This window comes from Sphingomonas sp. 10B4 (assembly GCF_035019905.1).
In the GTDB taxonomy this organism is placed as follows: Bacteria; Pseudomonadota; Alphaproteobacteria; order Sphingomonadales; family Sphingomonadaceae; genus Sphingomonas; species Sphingomonas glacialis.
In genome coordinates this window covers 1-24,500 of sequence record NZ_JASJVC010000052.1, presented here as the reverse complement: position 1 = coordinate 24,500, position 24,500 = coordinate 1, and the positions used below count along the sequence as shown (strand labels likewise).

The following is a 24,500-nucleotide window of genomic DNA, read 5'->3' as shown; positions in this document are numbered from 1 at the left end:
AGATGTGTATAAGAGACAGCCGCGCCGATCGTCATCGCGCCAGTCTGCGCGATCGCCGCGCTCGACGCCAGCGACAGCAACAGCGCCGCGACTGTCTGGGCGGCCTTGGCGGTGCTCGAATGCGTCATCGTCGTAAAAATCCTCTTGGCAGCGTCGTGTCCGCCCGCATGGGGCAAGACGATGACAGTTTGACGATAGCGCGCCACGCGAAAAGCCTCGATAGCGCAGCGCTGTGCGGACCATATCGGCGACGGCGCGCGTTGATGGCGCGGGCGGGGAGCTGCCGCGCCGGAGAACCGAGATGATCGCGATCGACGACTATGTGCTGATCCTGCTCGCCGCGGGGCGGTCCGAACGCTTTGGCGATGCCGACAAGTTGCAGCAGGACTTTCTCGGCAAGCCGCTCGCCTTCCACGTCGTCACCGCGCTCGAGGATGTGCCGTTCAAGGCGCGCTTTGCGGTCTGTTCGAACACCGCGCTCGATTTCGGCAATCGCGGCTACACCGTGCTCCACAATGCCGACCCCGGCGACGGCATGGCGGGATCGGTCAAGCTCGGCGTGCGCGCGGCGATCGAGCTCGGCTGTGCCGGCGCGGTGATCGCGCTGGCGGACATGCCGCGCGTGACCGCGTCGCACATCTATCGCCTCGCCGACGCGGTCGACGGTGATGGCGAGAATGCCGTGATCGCCTCGAGCAACGGCGTCCAGACGAGCCCGCCCGCGCTGTTCGGCGCAGCGCGGCTTCCGGCGTTGCTCGAACTGGCGGGCGACGAAGGCGCGCGCGCGATGGTCCGCGCGGGGCGCCACGTCATCGCGCCCGAGGCGGAGCTGCTCGACATCGACCGGCCCGAGGATCTCGAGCGGCTGCGCGCGCTGCGCTAACGGACGTAGCTCGCGCCGTTGATATCGAGCACCGCGCCCGTCATCGACGCCGGCGCGGTCAGCGCGAGGAAGCGCGCGGCCTCGGCGACTTCCTCGGGCATCGCGACGCGCCCGAGCGGAATGTCGGCGAGCAGCGCGTCGCCGCCGCGGCTCTCGAGATAATCCTCGGCCATCCCCGTCATCGTGAAGCCCGGGCAGATCGCGAACGCGAGGATCCCGTTACGGGCATAGCCGCGCGCGATCGACTTGGTCATCGCGACCATCCCGGCCTTCGATGCGGCATAATGCCAATGCGCGGGCGAATCGCCGCGATAGGCCGCGCGGCTGGCGATGTTGACGATCCGCCCGCCGACGCCGCGCTCCTGCCAGTGGCGCACCGCGAAGCGGCAGAGTTCGGCCGAGGCGGTCAGGTTGATCCGCAGCGTGCGCTCCCACTGCTCGACCCACACGGCATCGTCGGACTCGATCGGGTTCGCTTCGAACACCCCGGCATTGTTGATCAGCACGTCGATCCGCCCGTCGCAGCGCGCGAGTGCTGCATCCCACAAGGCGCGCGGTGCGGCAGGATCGGCGAAGTCGGCGGGGATGCCCGAGCGGGTGCCCTGGCCGATGACGGTGGCGCCCGCCGCTTCGAGCGCGGTGAGCGTGGCGGCACCGATCCCGCGCGATGAACCGGTGAGGAGGATGTTGGTCATGGGCGGTGTTTAGCGGGCCGTTCGCCCAAGCGCTACGGGCCTCCCCTCCCTTTCAAGGATGGGAGAGACGGGAGGAGGTCAGGCCGCCACGCTCGCCGAGAAGGTGTCGGCCGCGCCTTTCAGCTCGCCCAGCCGATCATCGACGGTGCCGAACTCGCGTTCGAGCGTGTCGATCTCGCCCGCGACTCGCTCGGTGCCCGCCCGGATCGCGGTGATCGTCCCCGACATCGAATCGGCGGCGAGCGCGGTTTCGTCGACTGCCGCGGTGATCGCGGTGACGGTCTGCGCTTGCGCCTGCATTGCGAACCGGATGCGGTTGGCGCTTTCCTGGACCTCGACGACGGTCGATTTGATCGAGGCGTTGGTCTCGACCGTCGAGCGCGTTGCCGACTGGATCGCGGCGATCTTGGCGGCGATGTCGTCGGTCGCACGCGCGGTCTGGTTGGCGAGGGTCTTCACCTCCTGCGCGACCACCGCGAAACCACGGCCGGCATCGCCCGCGCGCGCCGCCTCGATCGTCGCGTTGAGCGCGAGCAGATTGGTCTGTCCGGCAATGTCGCGAATCAGGCCGAGGATCGATTCGATCGACTTGGCGTGATCGCTGAGCGTCTCCGACATGCCGACCGCCGTCGTCGCCTGGGTCGAGGCGCGCGTTGCGATTTCGGCGGCGGCTTCGACTTCGCTGCGCGCATCCTCGATCGCGCGAATGAGGCCAGCGGCAGTCTGCGCGGCTTCGCGCATTGCCATCGCCGACTGTTCGGCCGCAGCGGCGACTTCGCTCGTCTGGCCGAGCATCCCGCGCGCCGCGCGCGATGCGCCTTGTGCCTGGACGCGAATGCGGTTGCCGAGCGCGGCGGCACCCTCGATCGAGCTGGCGATAGTCGCGCTGAAATCGGCCGAGCGGGTGCGCCGTTCGGAGCGCGCGCGTTCGGCATCGTGCGCGCCGAGATACGACGCCATCACATCGGCCTCGACGAGCGCGAGCCGCTGGACGCAATCGGCGAGCGCGCCGATCCGCGACGACCCGCTGCCGAGCTTGGCTTCGATCGCGACCAGCGTGCGGGTATGCGCAAAGCTCAACGACGAGAGCAGTGCTTGCAACGGCACGCCCGCCTTTTGCGACGATGCGGCATGGCGCGTCGCCATTCGCATCCAGTCATCCTCGTACGGCGCGGCATATTTGACGCGGGTGTAGCGCGCGCTGTTGTCGACTCGCGTGTCGAGATAGTCCGCGGTGAATTGCGAGCGGATGTGCGCGCTCACCGGCAGCGAGAGATAATGCTCCCAGAAAGCACGCGAGATTTCGGCTTCGTGTCCGGCGATCGCCTGCGTGATCTCCGCCGCGCACGCGCGGATGCTGCCGTCCCAATCATAGTCGGCGACACGGGCGGCGGCGGTGCGGTGTTCGCCGCTCCACCCACCCGGGATCGCGCCTACAAGCGCGTCGCTTACTGCCATCTCAGTTCCTCGTTCCCGGTTTGCGCCGCGACTTTTGCGACGAAGTCGCTCGCGCGGTTCTTTAAAGTCCCCAGCTTGTGGTCGAGCGAATCGAAGCCGCGCCCGACGCTGTCGATCTCGGAGGCAACCGATTCGGTGTCCTCGCGGATCGCGGTGATGGTGTTCGACATCGAATCGGCGGCGAGCGCGGTCTCGTCGACCGCGGCGGTGATCGCGGTGACGGTGTGCGCTTGCGCCTCCATCGCATAGCGGATGCGGTTGGCGCTTTCCTGGACCTCGGCGACGGTCGATTTGATCGAGGCGTTGGTCGCGACGGTCGAGCGCGTCGCCGACTGGATCGCGGCGATCTTGGCGGCGATGTCGTCGGTTGCGCGCGCGGTCTGGTTGGCCAAGGACTTCACCTCTTGCGCGACGACCGCGAAGCCACGCCCCGAATCGCCGGCGCGCGCCGCCTCGATCGTTGCGTTGAGCGCGAGCAAATTGGTCTGCCCGGCGATGTCGCGGATGAGCCCGAGGATCGATTCGATCGACTTGGCATGGTCGCTGAGCGTTTCCGACATGCCGACCGCAGCGCTTGCCTGGGTCGAGGCGCGTGTCGCGATCTCGGCGGCGGCTTCGACTTCGGAGCGCGCATCCTCGATCGCGCGGATCAGCCCGGCAGCGGTCTGCGCCGCCTCGCGCATCGCCATCGCCGATTGCTCGGCGGCGGCGGCGACTTCGCTCGTCTTGCCGAGCATGCCGCGCGCGGACGTCGAGGTGCGGACCGACTGGCCGCGCAGCACTTCGGATTCCTGCGTCGCTTCCTCGACCGTCGCGGCGATGCGCTCGCGGAATTCGGTGGCGAGTCGGTCGCGCTCGCCCTGCGCGCTGTTGAGGCGGAAGGCGTTGTAGATTTCGACGGTGATCTCGGCTTCGAGCCCGGTCAGCCGCATCAGCGTATCGATGAAGCCCGGCAGGCGCGGGTCGTCGCCCTTGACGCGTTTGAACAGGATATCGAGCGCGGCGCGGTCGCTCGCGCAGGTCATCGACAGCAACGCCATCGTCGACACGCCCTCCTTGTAGCCCGACGCGACCGATCGCTCCATCGACTCGATCCAGGCACGCCCCGAAACGTCGCAGAAGCGATTGCGCAGGAAGGTCACGCCAAGCTCGATCATCTTGGTTTCTTCGTGCGGCTGCCAGCTCTTTTCGCCCGGGCTCGCCCGGCGCCATTGCGCCCAGAACGCCAGCGCGATCTCGGCGGCATCAGCCTCGAGGACGCTCCACACGTCGCGCGCGGCGGCTTCCAGCGTATTGTCGAAATCGAAGGCGCGCAGGCGCGCCCGGATATCGATGGTCGCGGCGACCGTACCGGGGGCAGGCAATGCAGTGGGGTTCAAGGCGAAGCTCCGTATCTGCCGCAGCCATGGGCTGTACGCTACTGGTCGGCGGTCACCCGATGGCTTAACGCGATTTGGTTAACGCTCGGTAAGCCCTGCGTGCGGCCTGCTCAGGCCCTTGGGCAAAGTGCCCAGCTGCAATTGCTGCATGTGCGTGGCATGCCAGAAACCTTGCATCGCAGCGCTTGCCGACTAAAGGAGCCACAACCCAATATGACGAGGACGTCCTAGCCTTGGCCAGCCCAACACCCCGCGCCCGACCGCTCAGTCCGCATCTGTCGATCTGGAAACCCGGTCCGCACATGGTGGTCTCGATCCTCCACCGCATTACCGGCGACGGTATGGCGACCGTCGGCACCGTCGTGCTCGTCTGGTGGCTCGCCGCGATCGCGGCGGGGCGCGAGAGCTATCACACTTTCTACCATGTGTTCGGCGAAGTTGCCGGCGGTGCGCTCGGCTACCTGTTCGCCATCGGCATGACGCTGTGCTTCTTCCAGCACATGGCGACCGGCATCCGCCACTTCTTCCTCGATGCCGGCGCCGGTTACGAGTTGAAGATCAATCGCTCGGGCTCGATCGCGACGATGGTCTTCGCGGTGGTGGCAACCGTGCTCGTCTGGGCCTATATCGTGGGGGTCAAGTAAGATGGGTAACGGAACCGAACTCGGCCGCGTCCGCGGTCTCGGCAGCGCCAAGGAAGGCGCACACCATTGGTGGGCGCAACGCGTCACCGCCGGATCGAACCTGTTTCTCACCTTGTGGTTCTTCGTCGCGCTCGTCCGCCTGCCGGTCTACGATTACGACTCGGTCCACACCTGGCTCGGCTCGCCCTGGGCGGCGATCCCGCTGGTGCTGCTGATCCTCTCGGTCTTCTATCACTTCCGGCTCGGGCTGCAGGTGCTGATCGAGGACTACCAACACGGCGCCAGCCGGGTTGCTTTGATGCTGCTGCTCAACTTCTTCACCTTCGGCAGCGGCGCCGTCGCCCTTTTTGCGATCCTCAAGGTCGCGTTCACCGCCACCACCGGAGTGCCGCATGTCTGAGGCATATAAGATTATCGATCATACCTACGACGCCGTCGTCGTCGGTGCCGGCGGGTCCGGCCTTCGTGCCACGATGGGGATCGCCGAAAGCGGGCTGAAAACCGCGTGCATCACCAAGGTGTTCCCGACGCGCAGCCACACCGTGGCGGCGCAGGGCGGTATCGCCGCGTCGCTCGGCAACAACAGCCCCGACCATTGGACGTGGCACATGTTCGACACCGTCAAGGGGTCGGACTGGCTCGGCGACCAGGACGCGATCGAGTATATGGTGCGCGAAGCACCGGCGGCGGTCTATGAACTCGAGCACGCCGGTGTGCCGTTCAGCCGCAACGAGAATGGCACGATCTACCAGCGTCCGTTCGGCGGTCACATGCAGAACATGGGCGAGGGGCCTCCGGTCCAGCGCACCGCCGCTGCCGCCGATCGTACCGGCCACGCCATGCTCCACGCGCTCTACCAGCAGAGCCTGAAGTATGACGCCGACTTCTACATCGAATATTTCGCGCTCGACCTGATCATGGAAGACGGCGTGTGCCGCGGCGTGATCGCTCTGTGCATGGACGACGGCTCGATCCACCGGTTCCGCTCGCACAATGTCGTGCTCGCGACGGGTGGCTATGGTCGCTGCTATTATTCGGCGACGTCGGCGCACACCTGCACCGGCGACGGCAATGCGATGGTGCTGCGCGCGGGGCTCCCGCTGCAGGACATGGAGTTCGTCCAGTTCCATCCGACCGGCATCTACGGCGCGGGCGTGCTCATCACCGAAGGCGCGCGCGGCGAGGGCGGGTATCTCACCAATTCCGAGGGCGAGCGCTTCATGGAGCGCTATGCACCCTCGGCGAAGGATCTCGCGTCGCGCGACGTCGTGTCGCGCTCGATGGCGCTCGAAATGCGCGAGGGTCGCGGCGTCGGCAAGAATGGCGACCATATCTGGCTCCATCTCGACCATATCGACCCCAAGGTGCTCGCCGAGCGCCTGCCGGGCATCACCGAGACCGGCAAGATCTTCGCCGGCGTCGACCTGACGCGCCAGCCGCTGCCGGTCACGCCGACGGTGCATTACAACATGGGCGGCATCCCGACCAATTATCACGGCGAAGTCGTCCATATGAAGGATGGCAACCCCGATGCGGTCGTCCCCGGCCTGTTCGCGGTGGGCGAGGCGGCGTGCGTCTCGGTTCACGGCGCCAACCGCTTGGGCTCGAACTCGCTGATCGATCTGGTCGTGTTCGGCCGTGCGACGGGGCTGCGGATCAAGGATATCCTCAAGCCCAACACGCCGCACCAGCCGCTGCCCAAGGGGTCGGAAGAGCTGTCGCTCAGCCGCCTCGATCGCTTCCGCAACGCGACGGGCACGATCCCGACCGCGCAGATCCGGCTCGAGATGCAGCGCACGATGCAGAAGAACTGTGCCGTGTTCCGCGACAACGAGCTGCTGAACGAGGGCGTCGAGCAGATCAAGGCGACCTACGCCAAGCTCAATGACGTCGCGGTCACGGATCGCTCGCTGATCTGGAACACCGATCTGGTCGAGACGCTCGAGCTCGACAATCTGCTCGCGCAGTCGATGGTGACGATGCAGTCGGCGGCGAACCGCAAGGAATCGCGCGGCGCGCATGTCAACGAGGATCATCCCGATCGCGACGACGCGAACTGGATGAAGCACACCACCGCGACCTTCGCGGGCTGGGGCGGCGTGGGCGGCAAGGTCGAGATCGGCTATCGCCCGGTCCACGATTACACGCTCACCGACGAGGCCGAGTACATCAAGCCGAAGAAGCGGGTGTATTGATAGCGTGGCGGGGGCAGTCCACGCCCCCGCCATGCCGCCCCGGCAGCCGATCGAACCCGGCTGAAAATTTCGGATGTTGCGGTGGCGCTGGAACCAGGCCCCGCTTCGCCGGTTGGCGCGGGCATGACAGCCACCCGCTACCCCTTGCTCGCCAATCCGCACATCCGCCTGTCGGGTCCGGTCGACCAGCTGATGTACACCAACTTCCGCCAGCAGCTCGACGCCTGCCCGGAGGAGGGGACGATCGTCATCGCGCTGACGACGCTCGGCGGCGACCCTGAGGTCGCGCGGACGATGGCCGACGATATCCGCTTGCTCGACGAGCATGACGGGCGCGAGATCCTGTTCCTCGGTAAGGTCGCGGTCTATTCGGCAGGCGCGACCTTCATGGCGGCGTTCCCGGTCGAGCGCCGGTTCCTCACGCGGCACACGCGGCTGATGATCCACGAGCGCAAGATCTCGAAGACGATCACGCTCGACGGACCGCTGCGGATGGTCGTCGCGTCGATCAAGGCGGCGCTCCACGAGGTCGAGCATTCGATCGAGATCGAGGAAGAGGGCTTCCGCGCGATCGTCAAGGACAGCCAGGTCGATTTCGAGGAACTGCGCGAGAAGGCGCCGTCGAACTGGTATATCGAGGCCGAGCAGGCGCGCGATCTCGGGCTGGTGCTCGACGTGATCTGAGGGCTTGCTCCCCACCCTTTCAGCGCGCGCGAGAGCGATGCCGCGGCTGGGACAAATTGCCCACCCTCTTTCAATTGCATGCTGCAATGCAGAGCTAGGGTTTGCGGCCCGCGCTCACTCTGTGTACGAGCGGTCGCAAACCCGGCGCTCTTGGGCGCTACGCATCACGGAAACGAGACAGCGATGGCCGAATTCTCCCTTCCCGCCAATTCGAAGATCAAGAAGACCGGCACGGTGCACAAAGCGGCATCGGACGCGACTCGGATCAAGAACTTCAAGATCTATCGCTACGATCCCGATGCCGGCCAGAACCCGCATTACGATACGTTCGAGGTCGATCTCGACTCGTGCGGCCCGATGGTTCTCGACGCGCTGATCAAGATGAAGTCCGAGCAGGATTCGTCGCTCACCTTCCGCCGTTCGTGCCGCGAGGGCATTTGCGGGTCGTGCGCGATGAACATCGATGGCACCAACACGCTCGCTTGCACCAAGGCGATCGAGGACGTGAAGGGCGAGATCCGCATCACGCCGCTGCCGCACATGGAAGTGATCAAGGATCTCGTCCCCGATTTCACGCACTTCTATGCGCAGTACAGCTCGATCAAGCCGTGGCTGCAGACCGTCACCCCGCCGCCCTCGGGCAAGGAGCGGCTCCAGTCGCCGGCCGAGCGCGAGAAGCTCGACGGGCTGTACGAGTGCATCCTGTGCGCGTGCTGCTCGACGGCGTGCCCGAGCTATTGGTGGAATTCGGACAAGTTCCTGGGGCCGGCGATCCTGTTGCAAGCCTATCGCTGGCTCGCCGACAGCCGCGACGAGATGACCGGCGAGCGTTTGGACGAGCTCGAGGATCCGTTCCGCCTGTATCGCTGCCACACGATCATGAACTGCGCGAACGTCTGCCCCAAGGGTCTCAACCCCGCCAAGGCGATCGCCGAGATTAAGAAGATGGAAATCGAACGCGTCGTTTGATTTTTCTCCCGCTCCCTCCGGCCGAGGGAAGGGGCCCCGCCAACGGCGTGGGAAGGGTGAGGGTGACGCAGCCGATATCGCGCAGCACCCTCACCCGGCGCTTCGCGCCAGCTTCTCCCACCGGGAGAAGGATTTGAGGGGTCACCTCGCGGTAACTGCAGCTCCGTGGGAATCCATGTGAGGTGCGTTACGGAATGACCGACATCCTCAAGCGCTACGCCGCGCTCCTCGCTTCGGGCGAGCTGAAACCCGATCCCGAGCAAGCCGCCGCCGCCCAGCGCCTCGCCGATCTCGCGACCGCGCTCCAGGCCACCCCAAAACGCGGCTCCACGCTGTGGCGCGTGCTCGGCCGCAAGCCTGAGCCACCCCGCGGGCTCTACATCTGGGGCGGGGTCGGTCGCGGCAAGTCGATGCTGATGGACCTGTTCTTCGACAGTCTCGACATCCGCCGCAAGCGCCGCGTCCATTTCGCCGAATTCATGCTCGAAGTGCACCAGCGCCTCGCCGTCGAGCGTGCCAAGGAACTCGGCGACCCGATCCCGCCGCTCGCCAGAACCTTCGCCGAGGAAACGCGACTGCTCGCGTTCGACGAGATGATGGTCACCAACAGCCCAGACGCGATGATCCTCTCGCGGCTGTTCACGCATTTGCTCGACGAGGGCGTGACGGTGGTGACCACTTCGAACCGCCCGCCCGCCGATCTCTACAAGAACGGCCTCAACCGCGAGCACTTCCTGCCGTTCATCGCGCTGATCGAGCAAAAGCTCGACGTGCTCGCGCTCAACGGCCCGACCGATTATCGCCGCGATCGCCTGGGGCAGGTCGACACCTGGCTCGTTCCCAACGGCCCGCAGGCGACCGCGACGCTCTCGGGCGACTTTTTCCGCCTCACCGATTTCCCGGTCGAGGACCGCGCCCACGTTCCCTCCGAAGAGATGATCGTCCAGGGCCGCACGCTCCACGTTCCCAAGGCGCTCAAGGGTGTTGCCGTGTTCAGCTTCAAGCGGCTGTGCGGCGAGGCGCGCGGCGCCGCCGACTACATCGCGATCGCGCGGCGCTTCCACACCGTGATCCTCGTCGGCATCCCCAAGCTCGGCCCCGACATGCGCAACGAGGCGGCGCGATTCGTCGCTTTGATCGATGCGCTGTACGAACATAAGGTCAAACTGCTCGCCGCCGCCCAAGCCGAGCCCGCGCTGCTCTACGAAGCGGGGGATGGCCGTTTCGAGTTCGAACGCACGATCAGCCGCCTGGAAGAAATGCGTTCAGAAGCGTATCTCGCGCAAGGCCATGGCACCGACTGAGCGCTGTCGCGTTCATCCTAGGTACAGAGTGTAAGCCTCCCTAATTGCACTTGCGAATTAGTCGCAATACTGCTTGTTAACCCCGTCGCCTTTACGGTTGCCCCGAGGCGCAAACCGGCCTAAGCCGCGCGCCATCTGCCCCGCCGCGCGTCCGCGGCCCCAATCACAACGCCCGGATGCGGGCGATAGTCGGAAGGATCCCAGATGGCTCGCAAGAAGATCGCGCTGATCGGCGCCGGTAACATCGGTGGCACGCTCGCGCACCTCGCAGCGCTCAAGGGTCTGGGCGACGTCGTGCTGTTCGACGTGGTCGAAGGCGTGCCGCAGGGCAAGGCGCTCGATCTCAGCCAGTGTTCGCCGGTCGAGGGCTTCGACGCCAAGGTCACCGGTACCAACGATTACAAGGACATCGCCGGCGCCGACGTGATCATCGTCACCGCTGGTGTCGCGCGCAAGCCCGGCATGAGCCGCGACGATCTGCTCGGTATCAACCTGAAGGTGATGAAGGCCGTCGGCGAGGGCATCGCCGCCAATGCCCCCGACGCGTTCGTCATCTGCATCACCAACCCGCTCGACGCGATGGTGTGGGCGCTGCGCGAATTCTCGGGGCTGCCGCATCACATGGTGGTCGGCATGGCCGGCGTGCTCGACTCGGCGCGCTTCAGCCACTTCCTCGCAGAGGAATTCGAGGTTTCGGTCAAGGACGTCACCAGCTTCGTGCTCGGCGGGCATGGCGACACGATGGTCCCGGTTATCCAGTATTCGACCGTCTCGGGCATCCCCGTCCCCGATCTGATCGCGATGGGCCGTTCGACCCAGGAGAAGATCGACGCCATCGTCAAGCGCACGCGCGGCGGCGGCGGCGAGATCGTCGCGCTGCTCAAGACCGGCTCGGCCTATTATGCGCCCGCCACCAGCGGCATCGCGATGGCCGAAGCCTATCTCTACGACCAGAAGCGCGTCCTCCCGGCAGCGGCGCACCTCACCGGCCAGTACGGCATCGACAATCTCTATGTCGGCGTTCCGGTGGTGATCGGTGCGGGCGGCGTCGAGCAGATCGTCGAGATCGCACTCGACGACGAAGCCAAGGGCAACCTCTCGGTCTCGGTCGACGCGGTCAAGGAACTGCTGGTCGCGTGCAAGGCGATCGACGGGTCGCTCAACTGATTTTTCTGCCGGTGGTGCGATCAGCGCACCACCGCTTTCTCCCAACAGGAAGAACGCTGCATGAGCATTCTCGTCGACAAGAACACCAAGGTCATCACCCAGGGCATGACCGGTGAGACCGGCAGCTTCCACACCAAGGCGGCGCTCGAATACGGCACGCAGATGGTTGGCGGCGTGACGCCCGGCAAGGGCGGCACCACCCACCTCGATCTGCCGGTGTACGACACCGTCGCCGAGGCCGTCGCCAAGACCGGCGCGACCGCGTCCGTCATCTACGTTCCGCCCCCCTTCGCGGCCGACTCGATCCTCGAGGCGATCGACGCACAGGTTCCGCTGATCGTCACGATCACGGAAGGGATTCCGGTGCTCGACATGGTCCGCGTCAAGCGCGCGCTGTCGGGTTCCAAGTCGCGGCTGATCGGCCCGAACTGCCCGGGCGTGCTGACGCCGGGTGAGTGCAAGATCGGCATCATGCCCGGCAGCATCTTCCGCAAGGGTTCGGTCGGCGTTGTCAGCCGTTCAGGCACGCTCACCTATGAGGCGGTGTTCCAGACGTCGAACGCAGGCCTTGGTCAGACGACTGCGGTCGGCATCGGTGGCGATCCGGTCAACGGCACGAACTTCATCGACGTGCTCGAGCTGTTCCTCGCCGACGACGAGACCAAGTCGATCATCATGATCGGCGAAATCGGCGGGTCGGCCGAAGAGGAAGCCGCGCAGTTCCTGCGCGACGAAGCCAAGCGCGGTCGCTCGAAGCCGATGGCCGGCTTCATCGCGGGCCGCACGGCGCCTCCGGGTCGTCGCATGGGCCATGCCGGGGCGATCGTCTCGGGCGGCCAGGGCGGCGCCGAGGACAAGATCGCGGCGATGGAAGCGGCGGGTATCCGCGTTGCGGACAGCCCCTCGGAACTGGGCACCACCTTGCTGGCAGTGCTGAACGGTTGAACGACAAATCCTTCTCCCTGTGGGAGAAGGTGGCCCGTCAGGGCCGGATGAGGGCAGGCTAGCAGATTGGGCTGCCCTCACCCTCCCACCCGCTGTCGCGGGTGGGCCCCTCCCTCTCCCGCTGGGAGAGGGGAAGTAGAGGTGAAGGCACATGGGCATTGAAGGCCAGGATTTCGCGGATGTTGCGGGCAGCGTAAGCCCCGCCTTCATCGAGTCGCTCTATGCGCGGTTCAAGGCGTCGCCCGACAGCGTCGAGCCGTCGTGGCGCTCCTGGTTCGAAGGCCTCGAAGGCTCGACCGAAGGCGCTTCGTGGCAGCAGGCGAACTGGCCGCTTTCCTCGACCGACGATCTCACCTCGGCGCTCGACCCGACTCAGATGGAGCCCGCGCCCAAGCCCGCGCGCGGTGGCGCCAAGCCAGCTCCCGCCGCGGCGGCTGCCCCGGCGCCCTCGCAGGACGCGATCCTGCGCGCCGCGAGCGATTCGATCCGCGCGATGATGCTGATCCGCACCTACCGCGTGCGCGGCCATCTCGCCGCCAATCTCGATCCGCTCGGCCTGTCGACGCGCGACATGCCCGATGATCTCAAGACAGAATATCACGGCTTCTCCGACGCCGATATCGACCGCAAGGTCTATCTCGGCGGCGCGATGGGGCTCGAATGGGCGACGATCCGCGAGCTCGTCGACACGCTGCGCACCAACTATTGCGGCAATGTTGGCCTCGAATACATGCATATCGCCGACGTCGAAGAGCGTCGCTTCCTGCAGGACCGCATGGAAGGCAAGGACAAGGCGATCGAGTTCACCGATCTCGGCAAGAAGGCGATCCTCAACAAGGTGATCGAAGCCGAGCAGTGGGAACGCTTCTGCGGCAAGAAGTATGTCGGCACCAAGCGCTTCGGCCTCGATGGCGGCGAAAGCATGATCCCGGCGCTCGAGTCGGTCATCAAATATGGCGGCGCGCTCGGCATCAACGATATCGTCTTCGGCATGGCGCATCGCGGCCGGTTGAACGTCCTCACCAACGTGATGGCCAAGCCCTTCCGCATCATCTTCCACGAATTCGGCGGCGGGTCGGACAATCCCGACGATGTCGCGGGTTCGGGCGACGTGAAGTACCACCTCGGCACCTCGACCGACCGCGAGTTCGACGGGATCAGCGTCCATATGTCGCTGGTCGCCAACCCGTCGCACCTCGAGGCGGAAGACCCCGTCGTGCTCGGCAAGACGCGCGCGATCCAGACGATCGCGGGCGATCTCGACGAGCATAAGGCATCGCTCCCCGTCCTCATCCACGGCGACGCGGCGTTCGCGGGACAGGGGATCGTCTGGGAGTGCCTCGGCTTCTCCGGCATCCGCGGTTACAACACCGGCGGCTGCGTCCACTTCATCATCAACAATCAGGTCGGCTTCACGACGTCGCCGCAATTCGCGCGTTCGTCGCCATATCCGTCGGACGTCGCCAAGGGCGTCCAGGCGCCGATCTTCCACGTCAACGGCGACGATCCCGAGGCGGTGACCTTCGCCACCAAGATGGCGATCGAATATCGCCAGAAGTTCCACCGCGACGTGGTGATTGACATGTGGTGCTATCGCCGCAACGGTCACAACGAGGGCGATGAGCCGTCCTTCACGCAGCCGCTGATGTACGACGTGATCCGCAAGCATCAGCCGGTCAGCGAAATCTATGGCGCCAAGCTGATCGAGCAGAAGGTGATCGACCGCGCGTGGATCGACGCCAATATCGCGCAGTTCACGACGCTGCTCGAAGGCGAGTTCGAAGCTGGCGCGACCTACAAGCCCAATAAGGCGGACTGGTTCGCCGGTCGCTGGTCGGGGCTGCACTCGCCCGCCGATTCGGAAAGCGCGCGCCGCAACGTCGAGACGGGCATCGAGCAGAAATTGTTCGACTCGCTCGGCCGCACGCTGACGACGATCCCCGAGGGGCTGACCGTCCACAAGACGCTCAACCGCGTGCTCGACGCCAAGCGGGCGATGTTCAAGACCGGCGAGAATTTCGACTGGGCGACCGGCGAAGCGCTCGCATTCGGCTCGCTGCTCTCGGAAGGCTATGGCGTCCGCCTGTCGGGCCAGGATTCGGGCCGCGGCACTTTCTCGCAGCGCCATGCGGTGTGGGTCGATCAGACCAACGAGGACAAGTATCGCCCGCTCTCGACCGTCGAGCATGGCCGCTTCGAAGTGCTCGACTCGCCGCTGAGCGAATATGGCGTGCTCGGGTTCGAGTACGGCTATGCGCTCGCCGATCCGAAGACGCTGGTGCTGTGGGAGGCGCAGTTCGGCGACTTCATGAACGGCGCGCAGATCATGATCGACCAGTTCATCGCGAGCGGAGAGGCCAAGTGGCTTCGCGCCAACGGCCTCGTGATGCTGCTGCCGCATGGCTATGAAGGGCAGGGGCCGGAGCATTCGTCCGCCCGCGTTGAGCGCTTCCTGCAGCTCTGCGCGCAGGACAATATCCAGGTCGCCAACTGCACCACGCCGGCCAACTATTTCCACCTGCTGCGCCGGCAGATGCACCGCTCGTTCCGCAAGCCCTTGATCATCTTCACGCCGAAGTCATTGCTGCGGCACAAGCTGGCGGTGTCGAAGACCGCGGACTTCATCGGCGACAGCCACTTCCAGCGCATGCTGAGCGATCCTTCGGCGCCCGCCGATGCGGACGTGAAGCGCCTCGTGCTGTGCACCGGCAAGGTCGCCTACGATTTGATGGAAGCGCGCGACGCCGCGGGCGACCAGAACACGGCGATCGTCCGCGTCGAGCAGCTCTATCCCTTCCCGGGTGAGCCGCTGGTCGAGCGCCTGAAGCGCATGCCCAACCTCGAAACGGTGGTGTGGGCGCAGGAAGAGCCGAAGAACAACGGCGCGTGGACGTTCGTCGATCCGTTCATCGAGGAATGCCTCATCGAAGCGGGCGGCACGGTGCAGCGTGCGCGCTATGCCGGGCGTGCGGCCTCGGCCTCGCCGGCAACGGGCCTGATGAAGCGGCACCAGACCGAGCAGGCGGCGCTCGTCGCCGATGCGCTCGGGCACAGCGTCCGCGAGGAAATTCGCCGGACACGCAAGGTTTGATCGTTACCCCGGCTGCGCGAGCAGCCGGGCATTCGTAATTTCGCGGTTCGCTTGATCGGCAAGCGTTGCGCACCTGGGCCCCGGCCTTCGCCGGGGAAGAGAAAAGAGGCTGATATGGCAACCGAAGTCACAGTACCGGTACTCGGTGAATCGATCACCGAAGCGACGCTCGGCGAATGGCTCAAGCAGCCCGGCGACAAGGTCGCGGTCGACGAGCCGATCGCCAGCCTCGAGACCGACAAGGTCTCGGTCGAAGTCCCGTCGCCCGTCGCCGGCGTGATGGGCCAGCACGCGGTGCAGGTCGGTGACACCGTCCTCGTCGGCGCCATGATCGCGACGATCGACGCAGGCGAGGGCGCGCCCGCCACCGCTGCCGCGCCGCAGCCCGCCGTGCTCCAGTCGCCCGCGGCTGAGGCCCAGGCATCGCCCGCCGCGACCGCCGGCCAGCAGGCGCCTGCCTCCGACCCGCGCGACACCCCCGCCGCGCTTTCGCCGTCGGTCCGCCGCGCGGTGCTCGAGCACGGAGTCGACCCCGCGACCGTCAAGGGCACCGGCAAGGATGGCCGCCTGACCAAGGACGACGTCGCCGCCGCTGCCGCCTCGACCCCGGCGCCCGCCCCGGCACCCGCCGCCGCACCGCCCGTCTCGGCTTCGGTTGCCGCGTCGACCGGCCGCAAGGAAGAGCGCGTCCGCATGACGCGCCTGCGCCAGACGATCGCCAAGCGCCTCAAGGAAGCGCAGAACACCGCCGCGCTGCTGACGACCTTCAACGACGTCGACATGACCGCGGTCATCGAAGCGCGCGCCAAGTACAAGGATCTGTTCGAGAAGAAGCACGGCGTCCGCCTCGGCTTCATGGGCTTCTTCGTGAAGGCGGCCTGCCTCGCGCTCAAGGACATCCCCAGCGTTAACGCTTCGATCGAGGGCGATGAAATCGTCTATCACGATTATGCCGATATCTCGGTCGCGGTGTCGTCGCCCGGCGGGCTCGTCGTGCCGGTGGTGCGCGATGCCGATCAGATGTCGGTCGCGCAGGTCGAGAAGACGATCGGCGATTTCGGCAAGCGCGCCAAGGACGGCACGCTCAAGATGGACGAAATGAAGGGCGGTACCTTCACCATCTCGAACGGCGGCGTGTTCGGCTCGCTGATGTCGACCCCGATCATCAACCCGCCGCAGGCCGCCGTGCTCGGCCTGCACCGCATCGAGGACCGCGCGGTCGTCGTGAACGGCCAGATTGTGATCCGCCCGATGATGTACCTCGCTTTGAGCTACGATCACCGCCTGATCGACGGTCGCGAAGCGGTGACGTTCCTCGTCGCGCTCAAGAATGCGATCGAAGACCCGACGCGGATCCTGATCGACCTGTAATATCGGATCGCACCTACCCATATTCCGTTCGTGCCGAGCTTGTCGAAGCACTGTCCTTGTCTGTCGGACGGAAGAGAAGGCAGCCCCTCGGCAAGCTCGGGGCGAACGGAGTGACACATGGCTGACTACGATTACGACGTCCTCATCATCGGCTCGGGCCCCGGCGGGTACGTCGCGGCGATCCGCGCCGCCCAGCTGGGCCTGCGCACCGCCTGCGTCGAATCGCGCGAGACGTTAGGCGGCACTTGCCTCAACGTCGGCTGCATCCCGTCGAAGGCGCTGCTCCACGCGAGCGAGTATTTCGACGCCGCCGCCAACGGCACGATGGCCAAGCTCGGCATTAAGGTCACGCCCGAGCTCGACCTTCCGCAGATGCACGCGCAGCGGCGCGACGCGGTCAACCAGCTGACCGGCGGCATCGCTTTCCTGTTCAAGAAGAACAAGGTCACCTGGCTCAAGGGCCGCGGCGCGTTCGTCGATGCGCACACCGTCCAGGTCGGCGAGCAGACCGTCACCGCCAAGGACATCGTCATCGCGACGGGCTCGTCGGTCACCCCGCTGCCGGGCGTCACCGTCGACCAGAAGATCATCGTCGATTCGACCGGCGCGCTCGAGCTCGACAAGGTGCCCGAGCATATGGTCGTGATCGGCGGCGGCGTGATCGGGCTCGAGCTCGGCAGCGTGTGGCGCCGGCTCGGCGCACGTGTCACCTGCGTCGAATATCTCGACCAGATCCTCCCTGGCTTCGACGGCGATATCCGCAAGGAATCGAACAAGGTCTTCAAGAAGCAGGGCATCGAGTTCAAGCTCTCGACCAAGGTCACCGGCGTGACGGTCAACGGCGACAAGGCGACGCTCACCGTCGAGCCGTCGGCCGGCGGCCCAGCCGAGACGATCGAGGCGGATTGCGTGCTCGTGTCGATCGGCCGCCGTCCCAACACCGACGGCCTCGCGCTCGAGAACGCGGGTCTCTCGACCAACCCGCGCGGCCAGATCGACACCGACCACCGCTTCCAGACGAGCGTCCCCGGCGTATGGGCGATCGGCGACGTGATTCCGGGCCCGATGCTCGCGCACAAGGCCGAGGACGAAGGCATTGCGGTCGCCGAGAACATCGCGGGCCACACCGGCATCGTGAACCACGCGGTCATCCCGAGCGTCGTCTACACCTGGCCCGAGATCGCCGGCGTCGGCCTCACCGAGGAAGTCGCGCGCGAGCAGGCGACGAAGAACGGCGGCGAGATCAAGGTCGGCAAGTTCCCGATGGCGGGCAACAGCCGCGCCAAGACCAATCATGATCCCGACGGCTTCGTGAAGATCATCGCCGATGCCAAGTCCGACCGCGTGCTCGGCGTCTGGGCGATCGCGGTGCCCGCGGGCACGATGATCGCCGAGGCTGCGCTTGGCATGGAGATGGGCGCGACGAGCGAGGACATCGCCTACACCTGCCATGCGCATCCGACGCATAGCGAGGCGATGAAGGAAGCGGCGATGGCGGTGAGAGGGAAGGCGATACACGTCTGAGTCTGATCGCGCCAAGCCGTAGCAAAGCTACGGCGCGGCCCCGCCGCGATCAGACCGGCCGGCGGCGCCCGAAGCGCCGACCGACGGCGTGGCTTTGCCACGCCGCTGCCAACCAGGAAGCCAACCGGCCACACCCCCGTTCCCCGGCGAAGGCCGGGGCCCAATAGCAAGGGCGGAGGTAAGCGAGCGGTGTCGCGCGATCGTCGCCTCCAGCACGACTGGGCCCCGGCCTTCGCCGGGGAACGGCTCGGTTGCATCTGCTCGGTCGGCGCGCGCCCTTACGCCGTATCGCGCTGCGTAGCCCGCGCCCCAATCGTCAGCACCGCCGCCGCCCCCGCCGCGATCCACAGCGCGCCGGTCCCGTACGCCGCATAACACCGCGCGCCCGTGATCACCCCCGCGCCGAACCCCAGCCACAACCCAAGATAGCGCGCCCAGTCCCAGCGTGGTCCTTCGCCCATCAGCGCGGCGGCAAGCCCCTGGCCGATCCGCACCAGCGCGCCGGTCATGTACGTCAGCCCGATGCTGACCTCGCCATCGCGCGTGAACACGCCGTTCTCCGCCCCCATCGCGGTCGCCAGCAGCAGCAGCGGCACGATGACCGGATGATACGGCGCAAACAGCGCCGCGCCGCCGAGCAGCAGCGTGACCAGCGCCATCACCGCGACGCGCTGATGGTGCGGCCGCGAACGTCCGATGATCGCCGCCGCCACCACGCCGCTGACGAAGCTCAAAATCAACCCGGCCCCGATCCGCGCGTCGTTGCTCGCCCCGGTGGCGAGCGACACGCCGAGCCGCGTCGTATTGCCGCTCATGAACGAAGCGAAGAAGCCGCCCATGCTCGAATAGGCCAGCGCATCGACGAACCCCGCCAACCCGGTGAGGCACGCTGCAAAGAGGAGGGTGGAGCGCTGATACCGTCGCATCGCGCGACCATGCCCGATGCCCCGCGCCGATGCCAGCGTCGCGCTCGCTGCGCAGGTGGAACGATCCGCGCGCACGGCGGTTTTCCCGCGCGTACCATCACGGTACGTGTCCAACAGGGGTTACCGATGAAAAAGACGATGATCGCGGCGCTGGCGCTGGTCGCACTCCCGCTCGCCGCATGCGGCGGCAATGGCGACGGCAAGCTCGCCAAGCAAGTCGAGAAGGCTGCCGACAACCGCGCCGACGCGATGGAGGCCAACGCCAAGGACCTCGAGGAGCAGGCCAAGCAGGAGCGCAAGACCGGCGAAGACCGCGCCGACGCGATCCGCGCCGCCGATGTCAACGCAAGCGCGATGACGCCCGAACAGCGCGGCGAAGTCGTCGCCAACGAAGCGGCGGCCGTCCGCTGATCGCTGCGGCGCGCGACCCGGTGTCGCGCGCCGCATTCCCTCGCGCGCCTTGCGCGGGTAGAGCGCTGCGATGCCCTCGCAATTTCCCTGGCAATTCGGCTCCGCGCTGCCCTGGCTCGATCTGTTCGGGATCGCCGTGTTCGCGATTACCGGTGCGCTCGCCGCAATTCGCCATCGCCAGACGCTCGTCACCGCCACCTTTTTCGCGCTGATCACCGGGGTCGGCGGCGGATCAGTGCGCGACCTGCTGATCGGCGCGCCGGTGTTCTGGGTGCATGATCGCTTCGTCGCGGGGATCTGCCTCGCGGTCGCGGTGCTGGTCTGGACGACGCCCGAGCGCTGGTGGAAGGGCACTGCGCTCGACTGGCTCGATGCGGTGGGCTTGGCCGCCTATGCCGTGTTCGGCGCGGCGAAGGCGCTCGCATTCGGCATCCCGCCGGTGCCGGCGGCGCTGATGGGCGTGGTGACGGCGTGCATCGGCGGGGTGATCCGTGACGTGCTCGCGGGCGAGCCGTCGATCTTGATGCGGCCGGAATTGTATGTGACCGCGGCGGCGCTGGCGTCGGGGTCGTATGTCGTGCTGGTGAGCGCGGGCATCTCGCCAAGCCTCGCCGCGCCGATCGCCGCTGCGTGCGGTTTTGCCCTGCGGGCGGCGGCAATCCGCTGGCGGCTGGCGTTACCAGCTTATGGCAAGACCTGACGGATTTTCGAGGCGCCCGAGCGGCGCGCGCGGCGCCTAACGCTAATACGGCAGGCGCCAGACGATTTTGCGCATGGCGTGCCGCACCTGTGGTTTTCCATCGACCCCGAGCGGGGGCTGATACCGGCCGCGCTTGCTGATCGCGCTGCAGGACGCGTCGTCCAACGCTTTTGATCCGCTCGACTGGACGACCCGACAATCGCCGACCTTGCCGTCGGTCCGTATGGTCCAGACGATGGTCGAAGTACCCTGTATTCCAGCCCCCACGGCCGATGAGGGATAATCGTCATTTGTGATCCACTGTGCAGGCGATGCACTACCGTTCGCCAGCGACGGCAAATCGCGCTCTGCCGGGTCGATCCCCCACTGGTGAAGCAGATCGTCCTGGCATGCCTTTAGCGCACCCGCTGCCCCCGTCATCCCCGGTACGGCAAACGCTGTACGCGATCCATTCGCCAAGGTGACGGACAAGGATGATGAGCGCAGGAGCTCGGTTGCGACATCCCCCTCGGTCGTCAGGGTCGTAATGGTCTGGTTCTTCTCCTTGATCTCGTAAACCGAGATATCGCTGTCGATCGTCCGGCCCGACGGTTGAAGCGTGAGCGTGCCTTTCATCGGACGGTATCGCGTCGTCTTCGCGCCTGGCGTGACGGTTACGACTTCGAGGCCTGAAGCAAGCGGCGAAGGATTGATGCCGAGCGCCGTTCGCGCATTGCTTGGACCATAGTCGCGCGACAGGATGCACGCCGCATCGGCATATTCGACCGTCCATTTGCCGGTCGGCTGCAATGGCACGTCGGCGGGCGCGGGACCCCCGAGCGCGAGCAGCGCCGCAATCAGCATCGTCTTCATCGCTTGCCCCCAAACCTTGTCGTTGCGAGTTTAACGCCCCATCTCGCCCCTGCAACCGGTCGCTTGCGCCATCCGAACAAATCTGGAACAAACCGCTCCCATGCTGACTCATATTTCCGTGCGCGGCGCGCGCGAGCACAATCTCAAGGACGTCTCGGTCGATATCCCGCGCGATACGCTGACGGTCATCACCGGGCTGTCGGGCAGCGGCAAGTCGAGCCTCGCCTTCGACACGATCTACGCCGAGGGCCAACGGCGCTATGTAGAGTCGCTCAGCGCCTATGCGCGGCAGTTCCTCGAGCTGATGCAGAAGCCCGATGTCGATCACATCGAGGGCCTCAGCCCCGCGATCTCGATCGAGCAGAAGACGACCAGCCGCAACCCGCGCTCGACCGTGGCGACCGTCACCGAGATCTACGACTACATGCGCCTGCTGTGGGCGCGCGTCGGGATCCCGTATTCCCCCGCGACCGGCGAGCCGATCGCCGCGCAGACCGTCAGCCAGATGGTCGACCGCGTGATGGCGCTGCCCGAGGGCACGCGCCTCTATCTGCTCGCCCCCGTCGTGCGCGGCCGCAAGGGCGAGTATAAGAAGGAACTGCTCGAGTGGCAGAAGGCCGGCTTCACCCGCGTCCGCATTGACGGCGAGATATACGAGATCGACGAAGCCCCCGCGATCGACAAGAAGTACAAGCATGACCTCGAGGTCGTCGTCGACCGCCTCGTCATCGGCCCCGACATCGCGACGCGCCTGGCGGAAAGCTTCGAGGCCGCGCTGAAGCTCGCCGACGGGCTGGCCTATGTCGACCCCGCCGACCCGGTCGAGCCGCACACCCCCAAGAACGAAGTGCTCGGCGACAACGCGCCCCCCGGCCGCATCGTGTTCAGCGAAAAGTTCGCTTGCCCGGTCTCGGGCTTCACCATCGCCGAGATCGAGCCGCGGCTCTTCTCGTTTAACGCGCCGCAGGGTGCGTGCCCGGCGTGCGATGGCCTCGGCGAAAAGATGCTGTTCGACGAGGAGCTCGTCGTTCCCAACCATGCGCTCAGCATCAAGAAGGGCGCGGTCGTGCCCTGGGCCAAGTCCAACCCGCCGTCGCCGTATTACATGCAGGTGCTCGGCAGCCTCGCGCGCGAGTTCAAGTTCGAGCTCGACACGCCGTGGGAAGACTTGCCCGAAACCGCGCGCGACACGATCCTCTACGGCACCAAGGGCAAGGCGGTCACGCTGACCTTCATCGACGGCAAGAAGTCGTACGACGTCAAGAAGCCGTTCGAGGGCGTGATCGGCAACCTCAACCGCCGGATGCTCTCGACCGAGAGCGCGTGGATGCGCGAGGAACTGAGCAAGTACCAGTCGTCCGCCGCGTGCGAAGTCTGCAAGGGCGCGCGCCTCAAGCCCGAGGCGCTCGCGGTCAAGATCGGCATGCGCGACATCTCCAGCGTCACGCGCCTGTCGGTGGTCGACGCGCTCGCCTGGTTCGAGCAGGTCCCGAGCCAGCTCGGCGACCAGCAGAACGCGATCGCCGAGCGCATCCTCAAGGAGATCCTCGAGCGGATCGGCTTCCTCAACAATGTCGGGCTCGATTATCTCAACCTCGACCGCACCTCGGGCACGCTGTCGGGCGGCGAATCGCAGCGCATCCGCCTCGCGTCGCAGATCGGCAGCGGCCTGTCGGGCGTGCTCTACGTGCTCGACGAGCCCTCGATCGGCCTGCACCAGCGCGACAACGACATGCTGCTCAAGACGCTTCGCCGGCTGCGCGATCTCGGCAACACAGTGCTCGTCGTCGAGCATGACGAGGACGCGATCCGCACCGCCGACTATGTCATCGACATGGGGCCGGGCGCCGGCGTCCACGGCGGCCATATCGTCGCGCAAGGGACCTTCGAGGAAGTCCTCGCCAATGAGAACAGCATCACCGCCGATTATCTCTCAGGGAGGCGCGAAGTCGCCGTCCCCAAGACCCGGCGCAAAGGCAACGGCAAGAAGATCACCGTCCACAACGCCACCGCCAACAACCTCAAGGGCGTGACGGCGAGCCTCCCGCTCGGCACCTTCACCTGCATCACCGGCGTCTCGGGGTCGGGCAAGTCGAGCTTCACGATCGACACGCTGTTCGCCGCCGCCTCGCGCACGCTCAACGGCGCGCGCATCGTCCAGGGCAAGCACGACAAGATCACCGGCCTGCAATATCTCGACAAGGTCATCGACATCGACCAGTCGCCGATCGGCCGCACCCCGCGCTCGAACCCGGCGACCTATACCGGCAGCTTCACCCAGATCCGCGACTGGTTCGCCGGCCTCCCCGAAAGCCTCGCCCGCGGCTACAAGCCTGGGCGCTTCAGCTTCAACGTCAAGGGCGGCCGCTGCGAGGCGTGCCAGGGCGACGGGCTGCTCAAGATCGAGATGCACTTCCTCCCCGACGTCTATGTGACGTGCGACGTCTGCCACGGCGAGCGCTACAATCGCGAGACGCTCGAGGTGAAGTTCAAGGGCAAGAGCATCGCCGACGTGCTCGACATGACGGTCGAGGATGCGGTCGAATTCTTCAAGGCGGTCCCGCCGATCCGCGACAAGATGGCGATGCTGCAGGAAGTGGGCCTCGGCTACGTCAAGGTCGGCCAGCAGGCGACGACGCTGTCGGGCGGCGAGGCGCAGCGCGTCAAGCTCGCCAAAGAACTGTCGCGCCGCGCCACCGGGCAGACGCTGTATATTCTGGACGAGCCGACGACGGGGCTGCATTTCGAGGACGTGCGCAAGCTGCTCGAAGTGCTCCACCAGCTGGTCGAGCAGGGCAATACGGTGGTGGTGATCGAGCATAATCTCGACGTCATCAAGACCGCGGATTGGGTGCTCGACCTTGGGCCCGAGGGCGGCGTGAAGGGCGGCGAGATCGTCGCGCAGGGGACGCCTGAGGTTGTGGCGAAGGCGAAGGGGAGTTTTACGGGGAAGTATTTGGCGCCGTTGTTGGGGAGGTAGATGAGGATTTTTGCCCGCTACATCTATGCGCTTGGGGAGTACCGTGGCACGCACTGGGCGGGGTGAAGTTGTGCCTATTTTGGTGGCGGTGTATCTGCCTTTGGTGATTTAAAGCTCTCATTGGTGGCACGAAATGATCGTTAAGAATCTCATATTAAAGAATTGGCGAAATTTTCGTGATGCGGATGTGCCGCTTGCAGACACAACGTACCTTCTTGGAGCAAATGCCGCCGGAAAGTCGAACCTCTTAGAGTCTGATTCATAATTATTCGGGGTGATATCATAGTCTTGCGATGCGGCGTGCAAAGAGCTGGATCGAGGC

At 66.0% G+C, this 24,500-nt stretch carries 21 protein-coding genes; 16 read left to right on the top strand and 5 right to left on the bottom strand.

Annotation, left to right across the window (positions count from 1 at the left end; translation table 11 throughout):
* Nucleotides 1-301: 301 nt before the first annotated feature.
* On the top strand, nucleotides 302-883 hold the full coding sequence (locus QN347_RS14180) for a nucleotidyltransferase family protein (RefSeq protein WP_322162553.1): 582 nt from the start codon (nucleotides 302-304) through the stop codon (nucleotides 881-883).
* Here the strand turns inward: QN347_RS14180 and QN347_RS14175 are convergent.
* The 3 genes from QN347_RS14175 to QN347_RS14165 all read right to left on the bottom strand — a co-directional run bounded on the left by QN347_RS14175 (nucleotide 880) and on the right by QN347_RS14165 (nucleotide 4,400).
* Nucleotides 880-1,578, bottom strand: coding sequence for an SDR family NAD(P)-dependent oxidoreductase (locus tag QN347_RS14175; RefSeq protein WP_189675823.1), 699 nt, complete (start codon nucleotides 1,576-1,578; stop codon nucleotides 880-882). The genes QN347_RS14180 and QN347_RS14175 overlap by 4 nt on opposite strands.
* A 78-nt stretch (nucleotides 1,579-1,656) precedes the next feature.
* Nucleotides 1,657-3,036 carry a methyl-accepting chemotaxis protein gene (locus tag QN347_RS14170; protein ID WP_322162555.1) on the bottom strand — a complete coding sequence of 460 codons (1,380 nt, stop codon included), beginning with the start codon at nucleotides 3,034-3,036 and terminating at the stop codon, nucleotides 1,657-1,659.
* Nucleotides 3,027-4,400 carry a methyl-accepting chemotaxis protein gene (locus QN347_RS14165; RefSeq protein WP_322164182.1) on the bottom strand — a complete coding sequence of 458 codons (1,374 nt, stop codon included), beginning with the start codon at nucleotides 4,398-4,400 and terminating at the stop codon, nucleotides 3,027-3,029. The genes QN347_RS14170 and QN347_RS14165 overlap by 10 nt, the downstream gene beginning before the upstream one ends.
* 248 nt (nucleotides 4,401-4,648) lie before the next feature.
* Between QN347_RS14165 and sdhC the strand changes: the two genes are divergently transcribed.
* The 11 genes from sdhC (at nucleotide 4,649) to lpdA (ending at nucleotide 18,309) form a co-directional block, all read left to right on the top strand.
* Nucleotides 4,649-5,059, top strand: coding sequence for a succinate dehydrogenase, cytochrome b556 subunit (gene sdhC, locus QN347_RS14160; protein WP_133186454.1), 411 nt, complete (start codon nucleotides 4,649-4,651; stop codon nucleotides 5,057-5,059).
* Between the two features lies 1 nt (nucleotide 5,060).
* Nucleotides 5,061-5,459, top strand: a complete 399-nt coding sequence (sdhD, locus tag QN347_RS14155; RefSeq protein WP_322162557.1) for a succinate dehydrogenase, hydrophobic membrane anchor protein — start codon at nucleotides 5,061-5,063, stop codon at nucleotides 5,457-5,459.
* Nucleotides 5,452-7,254, top strand: a complete 1,803-nt coding sequence (sdhA, locus tag QN347_RS14150) for a succinate dehydrogenase flavoprotein subunit (protein WP_322162558.1) — start codon at nucleotides 5,452-5,454, stop codon at nucleotides 7,252-7,254. Before sdhD ends, sdhA begins: the two co-directional genes overlap by 8 nt.
* Nucleotides 7,255-7,377: 123 nt before the next feature.
* Entirely contained in the window at nucleotides 7,378-7,938 is a 561-nt protein-coding gene (locus QN347_RS14145; protein ID WP_322162559.1) for an ATP-dependent Clp protease proteolytic subunit, read from the top strand.
* A gap of 183 nt (nucleotides 7,939-8,121) precedes the next feature.
* Nucleotides 8,122-8,907, top strand: a complete 786-nt coding sequence (locus tag QN347_RS14140; protein WP_133186466.1) for a succinate dehydrogenase iron-sulfur subunit — start codon at nucleotides 8,122-8,124, stop codon at nucleotides 8,905-8,907.
* A 194-nt stretch (nucleotides 8,908-9,101) separates the two neighbouring features.
* Complete coding sequence (gene zapE / locus QN347_RS14135) at nucleotides 9,102-10,211, top strand: cell division protein ZapE (protein ID WP_322162561.1); 1,110 nt, start codon at nucleotides 9,102-9,104, stop codon at nucleotides 10,209-10,211.
* A 204-nt stretch (nucleotides 10,212-10,415) separates the two neighbouring features.
* The gene (mdh, locus tag QN347_RS14130) at nucleotides 10,416-11,378 is read left to right on the top strand and encodes a malate dehydrogenase (RefSeq protein ID WP_133186470.1); all 963 of its coding nucleotides are present in this window, start codon (nucleotides 10,416-10,418) and stop codon (nucleotides 11,376-11,378) included.
* A 60-nt stretch (nucleotides 11,379-11,438) separates the two neighbouring features.
* A complete protein-coding gene (gene sucD / locus QN347_RS14125; protein ID WP_010183864.1) occupies nucleotides 11,439-12,323 on the top strand; it encodes a succinate--CoA ligase subunit alpha in 885 nt (294 codons plus the stop codon).
* A gap of 151 nt (nucleotides 12,324-12,474) precedes the next feature.
* A complete protein-coding gene (locus QN347_RS14120) occupies nucleotides 12,475-15,414 on the top strand; it encodes a 2-oxoglutarate dehydrogenase E1 component (RefSeq protein ID WP_322162563.1) in 2,940 nt (979 codons plus the stop codon).
* Nucleotides 15,415-15,528: 114 nt separating this feature from the next.
* On the top strand, nucleotides 15,529-16,785 hold the full coding sequence (gene odhB, locus QN347_RS14115; RefSeq protein WP_189675818.1) for a 2-oxoglutarate dehydrogenase complex dihydrolipoyllysine-residue succinyltransferase: 1,257 nt from the start codon (nucleotides 15,529-15,531) through the stop codon (nucleotides 16,783-16,785).
* Nucleotides 16,786-16,902: 117 nt separating this feature from the next.
* Nucleotides 16,903-18,309, top strand: a complete 1,407-nt coding sequence (lpdA, locus tag QN347_RS14110) for a dihydrolipoyl dehydrogenase (RefSeq protein ID WP_133186478.1) — start codon at nucleotides 16,903-16,905, stop codon at nucleotides 18,307-18,309.
* A 278-nt stretch (nucleotides 18,310-18,587) separates the two neighbouring features.
* Here lpdA and QN347_RS14105 read toward each other — a convergent pair whose 3' ends face one another.
* Nucleotides 18,588-19,235: a YoaK family protein gene (locus QN347_RS14105; protein ID WP_322162565.1), complete on the bottom strand. Its 648-nt coding sequence runs from the start codon at nucleotides 19,233-19,235 to the stop codon at nucleotides 18,588-18,590.
* Between the two features lie 126 nt (nucleotides 19,236-19,361).
* Here QN347_RS14105 and QN347_RS14100 point away from each other — a divergent pair, with 126 nt between their 5' ends.
* Nucleotides 19,362-19,646 carry a hypothetical protein gene (locus QN347_RS14100; RefSeq protein ID WP_322162567.1) on the top strand — a complete coding sequence of 95 codons (285 nt, stop codon included), beginning with the start codon at nucleotides 19,362-19,364 and terminating at the stop codon, nucleotides 19,644-19,646.
* Between the two features lie 70 nt (nucleotides 19,647-19,716).
* Nucleotides 19,717-20,346, top strand: a complete 630-nt coding sequence (locus QN347_RS14095) for a trimeric intracellular cation channel family protein (protein ID WP_322162568.1) — start codon at nucleotides 19,717-19,719, stop codon at nucleotides 20,344-20,346.
* 42 nt (nucleotides 20,347-20,388) lie between these two features.
* On the opposite strand, the gene QN347_RS14090 is transcribed toward QN347_RS14095, so the two are convergent.
* Nucleotides 20,389-21,198, bottom strand: coding sequence for an energy transducer TonB (locus tag QN347_RS14090; RefSeq protein WP_323494073.1), 810 nt, complete (start codon nucleotides 21,196-21,198; stop codon nucleotides 20,389-20,391).
* Between the two features lie 100 nt (nucleotides 21,199-21,298).
* Between QN347_RS14090 and uvrA the strand changes: the two genes are divergently transcribed.
* Together uvrA and QN347_RS20985 are read left to right on the top strand one after the other, a co-directional pair.
* Nucleotides 21,299-24,178, top strand: coding sequence for an excinuclease ABC subunit UvrA (gene uvrA / locus QN347_RS14085; protein WP_322162570.1), 2,880 nt, complete (start codon nucleotides 21,299-21,301; stop codon nucleotides 24,176-24,178).
* Nucleotides 24,179-24,311: 133 nt separating this feature from the next.
* Nucleotides 24,312-24,443, top strand: a complete 132-nt coding sequence (locus QN347_RS20985) for an AAA family ATPase (protein WP_416194490.1) — start codon at nucleotides 24,312-24,314, stop codon at nucleotides 24,441-24,443.
* Nucleotides 24,444-24,500: the final 57 nt, after the last annotated feature.